Here is a 16742-nt window from a genome sequence, read left to right as displayed (position 1 = left end):
TATCTTCAGATTTTGTAAGAACGGAAGGTGGGGATCGCGCTGCCAGCGCGAGATTATGCATAACCGTATGCAAGCATAGCGCAGCTTACGGTATAGCGACTCCCTGTCAATCAAGCGCCGCAGGTGCGAGATCTGCCATAATCCCGCCCCATGCGGGGCTTTTTATATAGAGGATTCACTACCGTAAGCTGCGCTACGCTTGCATACGGTTATGCATAATCTCACGCCTGCGGCGTGCTTCCCCGCAATCTTCCCATCTTCTCCCTTTCTCCTTTCTCCCTTTTCCTTTCTCCTTCCAATCCCCTCCAATTTGATTATAATGTAAAAAATACGCATTCGCCGGATGAACCATACAATATCTCTCGAAATGTTAAAATACAAAATGTAAGCAAAACCGCCATTTCGCTTTACAATATGATACGTTAAAAAGTGTTACTCCTGCGACTAATTTTAAATACCCCTACGTTTTTGGAAAAAAAGTCGGGCGATTTTGACAAAATGGTAGTTGGCGATTTTTGGAAAATCGGGTGAATTAACATTTGTTTACCGTTTTGCCTACTCCCCTTGAAAGCGAATCGTCTGCTGGGTAGATAGAACGGTGATTTCGATAAGGTCGCCTTTTTCTACCGGCCAGTTTAGGTATAGGGTGACTTTGTTATCGTCGCTGTCGAAGTAGCGGAAGCCTAAGCGTTTGCCATTCACCTTGACGGCGAAGCTGCTCTGGGCGTTGTCGATGGTGATTGCGGCTGCCTGGCTGAATTCAAACACCGGGAGTACCGGGGTTTTGAGACTCAGGTTAGCTGCTTTGCCGCTTACCGGGGCAAGCAAGGCCTCTTCTTCGGCTGTTCGCACCGGTCTTTTAACGCCGCCGGGACGCAGGAACGGGTTGAGGAAGCTGCGTGGCTCTGCCGCGTCGGGATAGTAGAGGACGCCGCCCTTGAATCCCATATTATTATGTGGGAACTCCGGGTTGGATGACTTCTTTACCGTGATATCGTAAATCATCGGTGTCGACCAGGAGACCCATTTGATCAGCGGATTGTGGTAGTTGTTGTAGGGGTCGTCGCGCAAGGTTTCGAATACGGTACAGCCCCAGGCTATCAGGGCGTTCTCGCTGTCGATTTTCACGGTCTCGCCCTGTCCGTACAGGCCGGATCGGAGCGTCAGGTAGCGGTTGAGTTCGTCGTCGTTTTGCAGGTATTTCCAATCACTGGGCAATACGCGATAGGCCGGATCGCCCACTTTGTTCTCGTACCACAATCCCAGGTCGCCTGTCCATAAGGCGCGTTTCAACGCCTCGAAGCCCCATGGGTCGTATCGGTAGAACTCCCAGCGGTTGCTCACCGGAACCCAGGTGCCGTCGTTGGTGCCGTCTTTCGATTCGCGCATCGTACCGTGCCAGTAGGTGGTGCCGGTCGATACATATTCGCCTCGGCTGGATAGGTAGGCACCCACATTGTTCTCGTCGTAGTATCGTCGGCCGTTCTCTTCGCTGCGGGCGGTGTCGTGCGCCGAGGTGATATTGGTGTATACCCAGGGCGCATAGCTGGTGGCTCCGGTGTAGCTGTCGATGCCGTGTCCCCCTTCGTGATAGAGCAGAAACTCGTTTTTATAGCGGGTCATCTTGTAGTCGCGGGTGATGTTGTTGGCCTGATCCTGGAAGATATTACCACCCCAGCCCTCCACGTAGAGTGAGCTGTGGTAGTTGCCACTCTGCTGTCCCCTGCGCTCTGCTTGTTGGTTGGCGTGTTGTCCTTCGGCGACCACCAGCATACCGCCCTGGCGTTTGACGGCAAAATCGGCAATCCGCTGCCCCGGCCGGTCGAACTTCGAAGAGGAGGCAATCTCGGCTTCGGTGTAGGGCTTTCCGCTGGGCCAGGTGGCGTATGTGTGCTGTTGGTTGTTCGAGATGCCCAGGTCGTAATACATACCAGAGAGCAACATGACCTCTTTGGATACCTCCGTGTCGCCATAGATATAGACGCCGGTGAGCGGGCTGCGGTAGACATTGCCTATCCAGGGCTTGAAATTTGCTTCGTAGGTGTTTGCGGTCGGGAGCTGGTTGCCGGCCCAGTCGGCTACGGGAGAATGTCCGAGGTATTGCACGCGGAAACGGCCGTTCATGCCGGCGCCGTAGTTGGCTGTTGCCTCTTCTAGGTTGATAAACTGCCCGAATGCCAACGCGGTGGGGCTCGCCTGTTCGTTGTCGTCGATCCATCCGCCGGCCGATACTTTCCGTTCGTCAATATCCTTCTGGTTGAATCCGAAGAAGCTGCGTCCATAGCTGCCCACGGTGAAGCGGAACTCCGAGTCGCGGGGGAGCGCCAGGGTGATGGCTCGCCACAGATAGCCCCCTGCCATGGTGTGAGGGATGTCCTGCCAGCTCTTTCCGTTGTCGGCGCTGTGTTGTATGCGCCAGTTGTCGGCATCGTAGAGGTTGCTCATGTCTTTCACCTCCCGGTTGAAGCGGATCTCTATCTGATTCTCTGAAATAACCCATACGTGTTCCATATCGAGAGGCGGGTAGGGGCGGGCGTTGATATCGTAGTTGTCGACCTGACAGTGCCAAAACCAGGGCATGGCAGAGCGTACGCCGTCTCGGCCTCTGTCGAACCCTTCGCTGTTCTCGCTCGAGAAATATTCCCATTCCCCATAGATGCCGCACAGGGCTTGGTAGAGGTTGTTGTCGTAGCGCTTGAGCTCTTCGCGGGTATTGACCGGGCCACCGGTGGCTTGCCAGCTGCCGTCGGCCGATTCGGGAATGAACTCATAGAAGATCATAGTGCCGTAGACAAAATAGTCCTCCAGGCTTTTCATCATCCCGACATGGGGATAACGGTTCTCTTCCTTCGCTTTGGCATAGGCGGCAGCGATATGTTTGTCGTAGCGGAAGTCGTCCGGTGCGTTATAGACGCTGCGGGGGGTACGTCGGCATCCCAGGGTGACGCTGTCGTCCATGCCGTTGACCGCCACCTGCCAGAACAACCGGGCAAACGCCTCGCCCAGGTAGAAGAAGTCGCTTTGTGGGCGATCCATCCCGGCGTTGCTTGGCTGGCGCATCACATCGTCGGCGGTTGCCACGATGATGGGCTTGTCGATGGTGCCTTCGATGACCCGGCGTGTTTTGTAATCGTCGGGGTTGAAGAGCTCGCGCCATTGGGGCGCTTCGTAAACCGATTGACCCGGGCCGACCAGCATAACGGCTACCCCGTAGTCTACTGCGTTTTGGGTGATCAGTTCCGCGCGTCCGGTCATCCGGTGGATGCCACCGGCGGCATAGTCGATCACATGCTCGTGGGAGTAGGCCGTGCCCAGGTGTTTGTCGTTTGCTGCCGTGGTGGCGCACGCCTGGCTGCCGGTAACGGTCAGTTTCGATTTCGATCCTATATTCATATAATCATAGAAGGGGACCCAGCGGGCGGTCACGGTCTGTTTGCCGCTGGCCACCTTCACGCGCGCTGCGGCTTTAGGGCCTAAGGTGGCCTGGGTGTTTTCGCCCGGTGTGCGGGCATTGCCTGTTTTGCCTTTCCAGGTGCCAGTCTCCAAGGGGGTAGCCAGGCGGATATTGATCACCGGCGCGTTGGCGTATGTCCCGAAATCGAAGTAGGAGAGGTAGCTATATGCGATTTTTATTCCGTCGACTGTGATGGTGAACGCGTCGTACACCTCTTGGCTGTTGGCCGGCTTTGTCGAGCAGACAATCTCAACCTCCCGATCGCTGATCAGGTTAACTGCCTGGATAGAAAATTTCTTTGCCTTTTGTTGTAGCTGACTATTTTCACGTCCATGAGCCATCCCGAAAGCGAATAGGATGGCTACACTAAATAAGAATAACTTTTTCATGGATTAGACTATTGTACTAATTTGTGTTTTGCATGATTCGGGATGACAAGATACAAAATCTTGTATCGAACGAAAAGAGGGGTCGTACGGGAAAAATAGACTAAAACAATAAAAAAACAATCTATAATTTTCATGTAAAATATTGTATTTTCTTTTCTTTCAGGTGGTTAATGGTATGGGTGGGGAGGGGAGTCCTTTGGATGTTTTTTCTATGAAATTAGATTATTCTTATACTTAAACAATGTAAAGTATACTTAATTTGCATGTAGTTGGTTTAGGATAAATATAACAAAGCATAATATGATAATGATGAAAAAACTGAGTTTTCTTATTCCCGCGGTGAGTTGTCTTTTGTTGGCGACGCCATGTCATGCGGAAGCACACTCTTCTACCTCTCCGGAAAAGATATCTTTGGCAGATGTCCGGTCGATTGTTAAAGTAGAACCGATTCAAATCGAATCGCCGGTAGCAACCACCCCCCGCTTGCCTTATCAGGTCTGGGTGACCTATTCCGATGGCAAAGCGGAATATCGCCAAACGAAATGGTCTAATTCGGCACGTGCCGTAGAGGAGGATCAAGCCAATCCGACGACGCATCCGGTTGGACATGAATATGATATCGAAGGGTTTATCATTGGCGACAATACCACCGCCAATGGGTATCCGATCACCGCTCATGTGAAGGTGGTCTCTCAGGCCTACGATGTGCCGTCAAACAAGCCTGTGGCTGAGGCGGTACCCCTAAATAAGGTGACTATTTTAGGTGATAACCGTTTGACCTCCAACCGGGAATTGGCTATCCGTGAGATCATCAGCTGGGATGTTGCTCAACAGCTCTATAACTACCGTGACACCTACGGCATGCCTACCGAAGGCTATCCGAAGTCCGACGGATGGGACTCGCCTACCACCAAACTGAAGGGGCATGGCTCGGGTCACTATATGTCTTCGTTGGCGTTGGCTTTCGCGAGCGCTACGAATCCGGAGCACAAAAGAATATTGCGTGAGAATATGACCCGGATGGTCAACGAATTGCGCGCATGTCAGGAGAAAACCTTTGTGTGGAATGAGGAGTTAGGCCGTTATTGGGAAGCGCGTGACTTCGCACCGGAAGAGGAGCTACGTGAAATGAAAGGCTCCTGGAAAGACTTCGACCAGCACAAGACAGAATGGGCGAAATATGGTTATGGTTACCTCAATGCCATCCCGGCTCACCACGCCGCGCTTATAGAGATGTATCGCGCGTATAATAATGAGAACTGGGTGTGGGCTCCCTATTATTCCATTCACAAACAGCTGGCGGGCTTGATCGATATCGCCACCTTTGTCGACGATCAGCAGGTAGCCGATAAAGCCCTGTTGATTGCCAAAGATATGGGGCTGTGGATCTGGAACCGCTTGCATTACCGTACCTACGTGAAAACAGACGGTACACAGGAAGAACGTCGGGCCAACCCGGGCAATCGCTATGAAATGTGGAATATGTATATCGCCGGCGAAGATGGCGGAACCGGCGAATCGTTGGCGCGTCTTTCCGAGATGGTAAATGATCCGCAGGAGAAAGCCCGTCTGCTTGAGGCATCGGCCTTTTTCGATAGCCCTGCCTTCTATGAGCCGTTGGCACGGAATATAGACGATGTGCGTACCCGTCATGCTAACCAGCACATACCGAAAATTATCAGTGCTCTCCGTAGCTTCCGGGGGAATAATGAAGCCTATTATTACAATCTGTCTCAGAATTTCTGGGAGATGATACAGGGGCGCTACCGCTATTCTACCGGTGGTGTCGGCAATGGTGAGATGTTTCGTCAGCCCTATACGCAGATTCTGAGTATGACTACCAACGGGGCGCCTACGTTGAATGAAACCTGTTGTGCCTACAACCTGGCTAAGCTGACGAAGGATCTGAATTGCTTCCATCCGGATGATGCCAAATATATGGACTACTACGAGCGTATTTTATACAATCAGCTGGTGGGTTCTCTGCATCATTCACATTATATGACTACCTATCAATACGCGGTAGGTCTGAACGCTTCCAAGCCTTGGGGTAACCATACACCGCAATCCTCTTGTTGTGGTGGAACAGGTTCCGAGAACCATGTGAAATATCAGGAGGCGGCCTATTTTGTTGGGGGGAACACCCTTTGGGTGGCGTTGTATATACCCACCTCGCTTTGTTGGGATGCGGAAGGAGTGGTTATTCAACAAGACTGCTTGTGGCCGGCTGAGAAATCGACCATCCGTTTGACGGAGGGCAAGGCTAACTTCGAGATGAAATTGCGTGTGCCTTATTGGGCTACGGAAGGTTTTGAGGTGAAGCTCAATGGTGTCTCTATCGCTGCCAGCTATCAGCCGAGCTCTTATGTCTCTATCCCCGCGCGTGATTGGACCACCGAAGATGTGGTGGAGGTGATTATGCCGTTTAGTAAACATCTCGATTATGGTCCTGATAAGATGGAAACTGCTACGGTGGGGCGCAATCAGCCCAATCTACAGCTGGACCCCATGTGGGCAGCTACCCTGATGTATGGTCCGTTGGCTATGACGGCTACCGGCGTGAACGAATGGGAAGAGGCGACGCTGACAATCGATTCCTATTTGGAGAGTATTATTGCCAATGGCCCCAGCGGTGGCTCGACCGGATCGAAAGGGAATCTTTACACCCTGACGCTTGGCGGGAATACTTTTGAGCCGGACTATTACAAAGATGAGAACTCGACACACTATTTCCGCATCAACCTGGTGGGTGATATGATTGGTGAATTCAGAAGCCTGTTGTCGGCAAAATTGCGGGATGCCGCTGTTTTCCAGCCGAAGAACTACACCAAAGCCTCTTATAAGGCATTGAAAAAGGCCATGGCTGCCGGCGAGAAACTGGTACATGCCAAGGAGGTGTCCCAAGGGCAGATCACGGCTCAGATTGCTGCGATCGATCAGGCGATAAATGGGTTGGCTTCAGTCAAACTGAACAAGACGGCGCTTGCTTCGATACTGAAAGAGGCTGAAGCGAAGGTGGCGGCTGACTATACCTGGGACAAATACGATGCGCTTCAAATGGCGATTGCTTCTGCCAAAGAGGTGAACGAAAAAGGTGACTTGCAATTGCAGGTCGACAAGCAGATCCTGACGTTGCGCAAAGCGATGGACGACCTGGTGCTGGCCTCCAGCGTCGACAAGAGCGCTTTGGGTGCCGTATTGGAACTGGCTGCCGAAAGGAAGAAGGCACAGGAGGCGTGGAACGCGCTGGCGGTGAAGGTGCCGGAATATTCCCCATGGGCACCGCATGCCTACAGACGCCTGATGGGACAACTCCAACGCGCGCAAATAACCTATCAAAACAAGGATAAGAACTATAACCAGAATGAAGTTAATCTGGCAACCTCCTCTCTTAACGCAGCAATCAACACCATGAGACCCGGTAACCTACCCGAACCGGAAGATCTCTATCCGTTGTCAACCCTGCTCCGACAGGCCGGAAGAGTGATCCCTTCCGAGGTGACACCGACAATCGCTGACGCGATTGCCTACGCGGAGATGGTGACGGCCTATGTCATCGATGGAAGCGGCACGCATGATATGATACAAAATGCGGTTGAAAAGCTGAAAGACGCGCTGAAATAAATGAAAGAAGAGGGCAGCAAAACTATGATTTTGTTGCCCTCTTTTTCTGTTGTAATGCAAAAGCGCGATTCGGCATAATCGGGTGTCGTGTTTTTGTGAAAATAAAAGTCATTAAATTTCTTTTTTATATCCAAATAATGGATACATTTGTCCCGTAATAGGACTGAAATAGAGGTGTTTTAGGGGGCGATCTTCTTGAAACATTTTCTGTTTAAGGACAATCAATTTGTGCTGATGTCTTAATTATTAATTTAAACGAACAAAATGACAATTTTTTTGAAGGCTAATAGAGCGAATTGCAATAAAATCTAGGAAATAGCTAACAAAAAGAACATTCGAAAAACACATGGAAAAGAAGACAATTGTAACCGGCGTGATCGGCGCCGATGTGCATGCTGTTGGAAACAAAATTATCGCGTATGCACTCGAGAAAGAAGGATTTAACATTGTGAACCTTGGCGTAATGGTTTCTCAGGAGGAATACATTGCCGCTGCTTTGGAAACAAACGCGGATGTAATCTTGGTTTCCTCCCTCTACGGACATGGCGAGATCGACTGTCAGGGATTGCGCGAAAAGTGCGATGAGGCAGGGTTGAAAGGCATTCCTTTGTTGGCCGGTGGCAATCTGGTTGTAGGGAAGCAGGATTTTGCTGAAGTGGAGAAGCGATTCATGGATATGGGATTCACCAAAGCCTATCCTCCCGGAACAACTATCGAAACAACCATCGCCGACCTGAAAGAGATATTAGGCCTATCGTAGGACTCCCCAACATTGTACGATGAATATTCTTACGGTAGATTTTGGTAGTACCTATACCAAACTCACGGCAATTAATGCGACCGATGCCGTTATTTTAGGCACCGCAAGCGCATTTACCACCATCGATACAGATATCATGCATGGCTTTCATGCCGCTTTGCATCTACTGGAGGAGCGGATAGGGGCTTTTCGCTATGATCGCCTGTTGTGTTGCAGCAGCGCCGGCGGCGGACTGAAGATGGTTGCCCTGGGGCTTGTGCCCGAACTGACTGCTCAGGCAGCCCGTTTGGCCGCGTCGAGCGCCGGTGCCAAGGTGATCCGTACCTACTCGTTTGAGATATCCCGCATGGAACAGGAGGAGATCTATGCGATCGATCCCGATATTATTCTACTCTGCGGGGGCACCGATGGGGGCAACAAAGAGGTGATCATAGCCAATGCCCGCCGTTTGTGTGAGATAGACCGTGACTTTACGGTGATCGTGGCCGGCAATAAGAGTGCCTCCCACGAGATCGAAGCCATTTTCGAAGCGGCCGGCAAGGATTATGTGTTGACAAAGAATGTCATGCCGACCTTCAATAAGCTCGATATCGAACCGGCTCGTCAGAGCATCCGCGACGTATTTATCCGAAAAATTATTGATGCCAAAGGACTCTCCGGCGTGCAGGCACTGGCGTCTGCCGACGTGATCCCAACGCCATTGGCAGTTATGGCCGCTTGTGAGCTGTTGAGCAAGGGCACGCGGAAAACGCCCGGTATCGGCGACTTTATGGCGGTGGATCTGGGCGGAGCAACGACCGATATCTATTCGATGTCGGACGGCAAACCCTCGATGAGTAATGTGTTGGAGAAGGGGCTGCCCGAGCCATTCAGCAAACGAACCGTCGAAGGCGACCTGGGTATGCGTTATAGTCTGCCATCGCTCATGGAGGTATCGGATCTCGAAGCGATGGAGCGTGAGTCGGGCATCAGCCGATCGGCTATCGAGGACTGGGTGAAGCGATGTATTGCCAAGCCGGAAACGATCGCTGACAGCCGCGAAGAGCAACTTATAGATGCTCTTTTGGCACACCGGGCGGTGGAAGTAGCGGTCGAACGGCATTGTGGCTTTTTGGAAAGTTCTTATACGCCTTTGGGCGAGATATTCACCCTGACGGGCAAAGACCTGTCGGAACTCTCTTATATAATAGGTATAGGCGGGGCGATTATCAACAGCTGTCATCCGCCCAATATCCTGAAAGGGAGCCTCTACAATCCACGGAAGCCTTATCTCCTGAAGCCGAAACAACCGGCTTTCCTATTCGACAGGCGATATGTTTTTGCTTCGATGGGGTTGCTGGGGAGTATCGATCCCGAACTGGCATTGCATTTTATGAAAGAAGAGATTATATAAATAAAACACCAAAAATAACTTAAATAAAAAATGGAACTTAAAAACAGAAAACTTACCCAAGATGAGTTTTTCAAAGAACGCGAAGAGGTGCTCCAACAATGGCCTACCGGCAAGTCAGTTGACCTTGAAAAAGCCATCGAGTATCAGCAGGGCATTGCCTCTGCCAAGCGTTTTGGTGACAAATTGGCCAAAGCCAAAGCGGAAGGAGTGACACTGATACAGCCTCGCGCCGGTGTGGCGCTGTATACGGAGCATATCAAGCTTTTGCAATACCTGGAAACGGAAGGCGAAGCGGATCTGTTGCCCAGCACGATCGACAGCTATACCCGCCTGAACCGTTATAAAGAGGCGGAAGTAGGGATTGAGAAGAGCAAGGAGAGCGGTCGCTCGATGCTGAATGGTTTCCCGGCGGTTAACTATGGGGTAGACATTTGCCGTACGGTGACCTCTTCGTTGGAGACGCCTGTGCAGGTACGTCACGGAACGCCTGATGCTCGTTTGTTGACTGAGATCACCATTGCCGGCGGTTTCACCTCGTATGAAGGGGGTGGTATCTCCTATAATATACCTTACTCCAAGAACCACTCACTGGCAAGCACGATTGCTCACTGGCAATATGCCGACCGTCTGGTAGGGATATATGAAGAGGCGGGTGTGTCGATCAACCGGGAACCGTTCGGTCCGTTGACAGGTACGCTGGTTCCGCCTTGTATCTCGAATTCGGTGGCCATTATCGAAGCCTTGCTGGCGGCCACACAAGGGGTGAAAGATATTACGGTGGGTTACGGACAATGTGGTAACCTGATTCAGGACGTGGCGGCTATCCGCGCGTTGAACCACCTGACACGGGAGTATCTGGATAAGTTCGGTTTTGAAGATGTACGGGTAACCACCGTTTTCCATCAGTGGATGGGAGGCTTCCCACAGGATGAGGCGAAGTCGTTTGCTGTGATCTCCTGGGGGGCTGCTGCTGCCGTATTGGCGAAAGCAACCAAAGTGATCGTAAAAACACCGCATGAAGCGATGGGTGTGCCTACCAAAGAGGCGAATGCTGCCGGTTTGAAAGCCACCAAGCAGTTGACCTCGATGCTGAAAGACCAGTCTTTTGTTGAAATACCGGCTGTTGTTGCTGAGAGCCAGATCATCAAAGAAGAGGTAACCTGTATCCTGAACAAGGTAGAGGAACTGGGTAAAGGCGATTATGTGCAGGGCACCATTGCAGCCTTTGAAGCCGGCGTGATCGATATTCCGTTTGCTCCGAGCAAATTCAATGCCGGCAAACTGATGCCAGCACGCGATAATTCCGGTGCGGTTCGCCTGCTCGATACGGGTAATGTGCCATTGACTCCGGAACTGAAAGCTTTCCATCGTTCCAAATTGGAAGAACGTGCCGCGTTCGAAAAACGCCCGGTTAGCTTCCAGATGGTGGTCGACGATGTGTATGCAATTGGAAAGGGATTCCTGGTGGGGAGACCGCATGGGAAATAAAAAATTTTCCTAATCCAGTTCCCCTCCTGCCCGAGGAGGGGGGGACCGCTGCTTGCAGCGGTGGGGTGGTGGGAGAATAAAATGTAAAACAATAAAACAGAATCAAAATGAAAATAAAAAATGTAATATGCGCTCAGGGGAAAACAGGTTTTTTCTTTGACGACCAGAAAGCTATCAAAGCAGGTGCCAAAAACGATGGCGCGTTCTATATCGGAGAGCCGATGACGGAAGGTTTCACCGCCGTGCGTCAGGCCGGAGAGTCTATCTCTGTACTTTTTATCTTAGAAAACGGGGCTGTGGCACATGGCGATTGCGCGGCTGTACAGTATTCAGGAGCAGGCGGACGCGATCCTTTGTTCCTGGCTAAGGACTTTATTCCGTTGATCGAAAAGGAGATTGCTCCGATGTATATAGGCCGGGAGATCACCAGCTTCAAAGAACTGGCTGACCTGGTGGATAAGAGCAAAAGCCCCTCTACCGGTAAGATCTATCATACGGCAATCCGCTACGGTGTGACGCAGGCGTGCCTGGATGCAGTGGCTAAAAGCCAGTCGAAACTGATGGCACAGGTCATTGCAGAGGAATACGGCACGACAGTATCTGACACAATGATTCCTATCTTTACGCAATCGGGCGATGACCGCTACAACAATGCCGATAAGATGATTATGAAGGGTGCTCAGGTATTGCCGCACGCTCTGTTCAATCATGTGGAAGAAAAAACAGGGTTGAAGGGCGAAAAGATAGAGGCTTATATCGAGTGGTTGCGCAACCGCATCCTGCAATTCAAGCCTTTTGAGAGCTACAACCCGGTTATCCATATCGATGTGTATGGCACCTTAGGGCTTGTGTTCGATAATGATTTTAAGAAGATTGCCAACTATATCGCCGGTTTGGAAAAGATCGCCGCTCCTTTTGCGCTGCGGGTAGAGGGTCCGGTGGATATGGGCGAGAAGGAAGCGCAGATAGAAGGCTTGCGTATCATCCGTGAAGAGTTGGAAAATATGGGATCCAAAGCAGAGATCGTTGCCGATGAATGGTGTAACACCCTGGAGGATATCAAAGATTTCACCTTGCGCAAAGCCGGACATATGGTTCAGATCAAGACGCCTGACTTGGGTGGTATCAACAACTCGATCGAAGCGGTTGTCTTCTGTAAAGAGAATAATATTGGCGCTTACCTGGGAGGTACCTGCAACGAAACCAACCGTTCTGCGGAGGTGTGTGCTCATATCGCTATGGCAACTAACCCGGTGCAATACCTGGCCAAGCCCGGTATGGGAGTTGATGAGGGCTATATGCTTATATTTAACGAAATGCAGCGTATCTTAGCGCTGAAAAATGTTTTATAACTAAATCCCACTATACTAACATGGAAGAAATAAGAATACTTTCCCCAACAGCTATTCTCGGCTATGGATTCCCGATGGACTCCTTTGTCGAAGGTATGAAACGTAAGCCGCATGTGATTGCTGTCGATGCGGGTTCCACCGATCCCGGTCCCTATTACCTGGGGGCAGGGAAGTCGTTTACCGATTTTAACTCCGTGAAACGTGACCTGGAAATCATGATCCCCGCTGCTATCGAAGCAGGCATACCGGTGATTATCGGCACAGGCGGCGGTAGCGGTGGACGGCCTCACGTAGCCTTCAACCTGGAGATCATCCGGCAGATAGCTGAAGAAAAGAAACTAACCTTCAAGCTTGCCGTTATCCAGTCGGAACTGGATAAGGAGCTGATCAAGCAGAAACTGGCCGATGGCGATATCGAACCCTTGTTCCCTGCGGAACAGATCACGGCAGAAGAGGTAGATAGCTGTGTGCGCATCGTAGCGCAGATGGGAGAGGAACCGTTTATCAACGCCCTTAATGAGGGAGCCAACGTGATCCTTGCCGGACGTTCTTACGACCCGTCTGTCTTTGCCGCCCTGGCCATCAAAGAGGGATTCGATCGCGGACTGGCGATCCATTTGGGTAAGATACTCGAATGTGCCTCGATTGCTGCCACGCCGGGAAGCGGAAGCGACTGTATGTTCGGCTACCTGCATAAAGATGATTTTGTGCTTGAGCCCCTGTCGCCTTTGCGTAAATGTACGACCCTATCGGTGGCTGCTCATACGCTTTACGAGAAGACAAACCCCTATATGCTGCCTGGACCGGGTGGAGCCATCGACCTTTACGGAGCCACTTTCACGCAGTTGACCGACAATACGGTGCAGGTGAAAGGCAGTAAGTTTGTGCCCACGGAAGAGTATTTTGTGAAATTGGAAGGGGTGAAGAAGGTAGGTTACCGCACGATCTCCGTAGCCGGCGTGAAAGATCCGGTGATGATCGACAAGATCGACGATATAGTGCAGAGCGTAAAAGCGCGGGTGAAAGACAACTTCGATGCCTATGGCATTACCGATTTCTTCCTCGACTTTAAGATCTATGGCAAGAATGGCGTGATGGGACTGTTCCCCGGTGCCGACAACCGCACGGCGCATGAGCTATGCATCGTGATCGAAGCGGTTGCAGATACGCAGGAGCGTGCCGATACGATCTGTGGTTTTGCCCGTAGCACCATGTTGCATTTCGGTTATGAAGGACGTATCTCGACAGCCGGAAACCTGGCATTTCCTTTCTCACCGTCCGACTGTAAAGTGGGCGAAGTGTACGAGTTTAATGTGTACCACCTGATGAAAGTCGACAATCCGTCGGAATACTTCCCGGTGGAGTACATTGAATTTAAATGAAGAATGAGGAGTGAAGAATGAAGAATTGACGCGAAGCGTAAAGTCATTTTGAAATAACTATCTAAAAACTCCCCTCCTGCCCGAGGAGGGGGGGACCGCTGCTTGCAGCGGTGGGGTGGTGGGAGAGCAAAACGTAAAGCAATTAAGAATAAATAAATTATGGAATATACATTAAGAGATATAGCTTCGGTTATCCGGAGTAAGAATTCCGGGCCGTATGAACTGACCTTTGATGTGATCTTCAAAGATTTCGAGACCTACGAGAAGGTGAAGGCAGCCCATGCGATCAATGAACCGGCTTTTGCCGCTTTATACAATATCCCGGAGTCGGATATAATCAAACTGGTCTATTTTGATCCGGCGAAAGCTGTGAAGATCACGATCGTGCGTCCGATCCCTTCGGGAGCGCTGGGCGAAACGGATGTGTACGGTGCGCAACAGCACTCTCCATTATTAGGCTATAAAGTTCAAATATAACAGCGTATGCTCAGCCGGATACAGGACTATTCTGTCTTTTCGCAATATTTCGCCCCGCATGGGCGGGAGCGGTTATTGTTCCTGGGTGAGCAGATCGCCCAGCGCCATCTGACGCATACAGACAGGCTTGTCGGCATTGTTGGTGACGCCGGTTCGGGAAAATCATCCCTCATCCGGGGGATGTTTCCCGGACTGGAACTGTCGAATGATGACGATATGCTTAACCCGCGTAAGATCATGCAGGTGCGCGACCTGTTTGAGGATGTGCAGCAATCGACCACCTATCATATCGATATGCGGTTTCAGATTGCCTTCACCCAGATGTATGAAATCGTTGAATTTGTACAGAATGCGCTCGAACACAAGCGACGGGTCATTGTCGAGCACTTCAACCTGCTCTATCCGGCCTTGGGTATGAATGCCGATATCCTGGTCGGGATCGGGGAGGAGATTATTGTAACCCGTCCAAGCATCTTTGGACCGCAACCGCAGAGTATCTATAATATCGTATCCAGTTCGTTGCACTACCGCCGCGTGGCGCATACGATCGAAGATATCACCATGCTGATACTCTCTACGGAGTTCAACGTAGACCGCAAGATTATCTATCCTTCCGATATGCGGAATGGCTTTATCCTGAAATTGACCAAAGAGGTCGATCTGGATTTCGAACGCTTGAATGCCCGGGTGAAAGAGGAGATAGCCAAGAACCTGGATGTCTGCTATTTCGACGAAGACCATATCCTGATTGGGGACACCAAGGTGGTCTGCAATTTCCCACGCCTGCACGTGCTCAATACCTCGGAGGTCGAGGCCTTTACGTTGATCAAGCGCTATATCCCGGATCCTAAATCGGATACCTTCTGTATCGTGGGCGTATTGAGCAATGATGAGAATATATCGATTGACAACCTGAATACGGTTCATTTCCTACAAAGAAAAAAGATATGATAAGAGAAATACATACCGACAACATAACCGACCTGGTCGAAAAGCTTTGCATTGAAGCCAACTGTCACCTGACAGACGATATCTTTCAGTGCCTGAAAGCGTGCCGGGCTACCGAGAAATCACCTTTGGGCAAGGATATCCTCAATACCTTAGTCGAAAATGCTCAAATCGCCCGCGACGAAACGGCTCCGATCTGCCAGGACACTGGCATGACCGTGGTGTTTGTTACCCTCGGACAGGAGGTGCATATCGCCGGTGGTTCGCTGGAAGAGGCCATCAACGAAGGCGTTAGGCGGGGATATGAAAAGGGCTATTTGCGCAAGTCTGTCGTGCGCGATCCCTTAGACAGGGTAAACACAAAAGACAATACCCCGGCGGTTATCCATTATGAGATTGTACCGGGCGACCAATTCCACCTTATTGTTGCCCCGAAAGGATTCGGTAGCGAGAATATGAGCGGTCTGAAAATGTTGAAACCCAGCCAGGGACTGCCCGGAATCAAAGAGTTTGTTATCCGAACCATCTCCGAGGCCGGCGCCAATCCCTGCCCTCCGATCATTGTCGGAATAGGCATCGGGGGAACGATGGAAAAGAGCGCCTACCTGAGCAAAAAAGCCTTGCTCCGCCCGGTGGGAGAAAAGAATCCCAACCCGATGTTGGCTGAATTGGAGGCCGAATTGTTGGAGACCATCAACAATTTAGGTATCGGCCCGGCCGGATTTGGCGGCACAACAACGGCGTTGAGCGTGAATATCCTGACCTATGCTACGCATATTGCCGGATTGCCGGTTTCGGTCAATATTGGTTGCCATGCGACGCGGCATGCGGAAGGGGAGCTTTAGGTAATTGATAATTATTAATTGTTAATTGATAATTAGGGCGAAACGAAGAAAAAGATATGGAAACAAAAACAATTATAACGCCTCCCTTTACCGAGGAGGTGATCCGGAGCCTGAAGGCCGGGGATATGGTGTATATCTCCGGAGACGTTTATACGGCTCGTGATGCGGCTCACAAACGCATGTGTGAATACCTGGACGAAGGCAAGCCGATGCCTTTTGATTTTGAAGGAGCGGCGATCTATTATGCCGGTCCTTGCCCTCCCAAGCCGGGCAAACCGATCGGTTCTGTTGGCCCTACAACGAGCGGACGGATGGATCTCTATTCGCCCCGCCTTATAGAGCAAGGGCTTAAGGTAATGATCGGAAAGGGCTTTCGCAGCCAGGAGGTGATCGATGCTATTGTGAAACACAATGGCGTCTACTTTGCTGCGATCGGCGGAGCCGCCGCCCTAATGGGCAAATGCGTGGAGAGCGCCGAAGTGATCGCCTACGATGAATTGGGCACCGAAGCGGTCAGACGATTAGTCGTCAAAGAGCTACCCGTTATCGTCGCCATCGACAGCCAGGGCCGTAATATGTACGAAGAGGGTCGCGCGGCGTATAATAAGGGCTAAGTGGTTGCTTTCACTT

Annotated in this window: 11 protein-coding genes; 10 read left to right on the top strand and 1 reads right to left on the bottom strand. The window is 51.0% G+C overall.

The features are described 5' to 3' along the window. Positions 1–555 precede the first annotated feature (555 nt). A complete protein-coding gene (locus tag M2134_RS01440) occupies positions 556–3843 on the bottom strand; it encodes a hypothetical protein (protein ID WP_280749620.1) in 3288 nt (1095 codons plus the stop codon). A gap of 306 nt (positions 3844–4149) precedes the next feature. Here M2134_RS01440 and M2134_RS01435 point away from each other — a divergent pair, with 306 nt between their 5' ends. From M2134_RS01435 to M2134_RS01390, 10 genes are all read left to right on the top strand, one after another. After that, positions 4150–7467, top strand: a complete 3318-nt coding sequence (locus tag M2134_RS01435) for a beta-L-arabinofuranosidase domain-containing protein (RefSeq protein ID WP_348525020.1) — start codon at positions 4150–4152, stop codon at positions 7465–7467. 346 nt (positions 7468–7813) lie between these two features. Then, positions 7814–8227 (top strand): methylaspartate mutase subunit S, encoded by a 414-nt coding sequence (gene glmS / locus M2134_RS01430; protein ID WP_280749618.1) that lies wholly within the window; start codon positions 7814–7816, stop codon positions 8225–8227. A gap of 19 nt (positions 8228–8246) precedes the next feature. Then, positions 8247–9620, top strand: a complete 1374-nt coding sequence (gene glmL, locus M2134_RS01425) for a methylaspartate mutase accessory protein GlmL (RefSeq protein ID WP_280749617.1) — start codon at positions 8247–8249, stop codon at positions 9618–9620. A 30-nt stretch (positions 9621–9650) separates the two neighbouring features. Further along, positions 9651–11108: a methylaspartate mutase subunit E gene (locus M2134_RS01420; RefSeq protein WP_280749616.1), complete on the top strand. Its 1458-nt coding sequence runs from the start codon at positions 9651–9653 to the stop codon at positions 11106–11108. Positions 11109–11215: 107 nt separating this feature from the next. Next, a complete protein-coding gene (locus M2134_RS01415; protein WP_280749615.1) occupies positions 11216–12460 on the top strand; it encodes a methylaspartate ammonia-lyase in 1245 nt (414 codons plus the stop codon). A 20-nt stretch (positions 12461–12480) separates the two neighbouring features. Continuing rightward, entirely contained in the window at positions 12481–13842 is a 1362-nt protein-coding gene (locus tag M2134_RS01410; protein ID WP_280749614.1) for an acyclic terpene utilization AtuA family protein, read from the top strand. 156 nt (positions 13843–13998) lie between these two features. Further along, positions 13999–14319, top strand: a complete 321-nt coding sequence (locus M2134_RS01405; RefSeq protein ID WP_280749729.1) for a DUF4387 domain-containing protein — start codon at positions 13999–14001, stop codon at positions 14317–14319. Positions 14320–14325: 6 nt separating this feature from the next. Beyond that, positions 14326–15270, top strand: a complete 945-nt coding sequence (locus M2134_RS01400) for an alanine-tRNA synthetase second additional domain-containing protein (protein WP_280749613.1) — start codon at positions 14326–14328, stop codon at positions 15268–15270. Then, positions 15270–16112, top strand: coding sequence for a fumarate hydratase (locus M2134_RS01395; protein WP_280749728.1), 843 nt, complete (start codon positions 15270–15272; stop codon positions 16110–16112). Before M2134_RS01400 ends, M2134_RS01395 begins: the two co-directional genes overlap by 1 nt. Before the next feature lie 56 nt (positions 16113–16168). Then, the gene (locus M2134_RS01390; RefSeq protein WP_280749612.1) at positions 16169–16726 is read left to right on the top strand and encodes a Fe-S-containing hydro-lyase; all 558 of its coding nucleotides are present in this window, start codon (positions 16169–16171) and stop codon (positions 16724–16726) included. The last annotated feature ends 16 nt before the right edge of the window (positions 16727–16742 follow it).

It is taken from the genome of Parabacteroides sp. PM6-13 (genome assembly GCF_029892605.1).
Lineage (GTDB): Bacteria > Bacteroidota > Bacteroidia > Bacteroidales > Tannerellaceae > QVMG01.
This window is presented reverse-complemented; position numbering and strand designations above follow the sequence as displayed.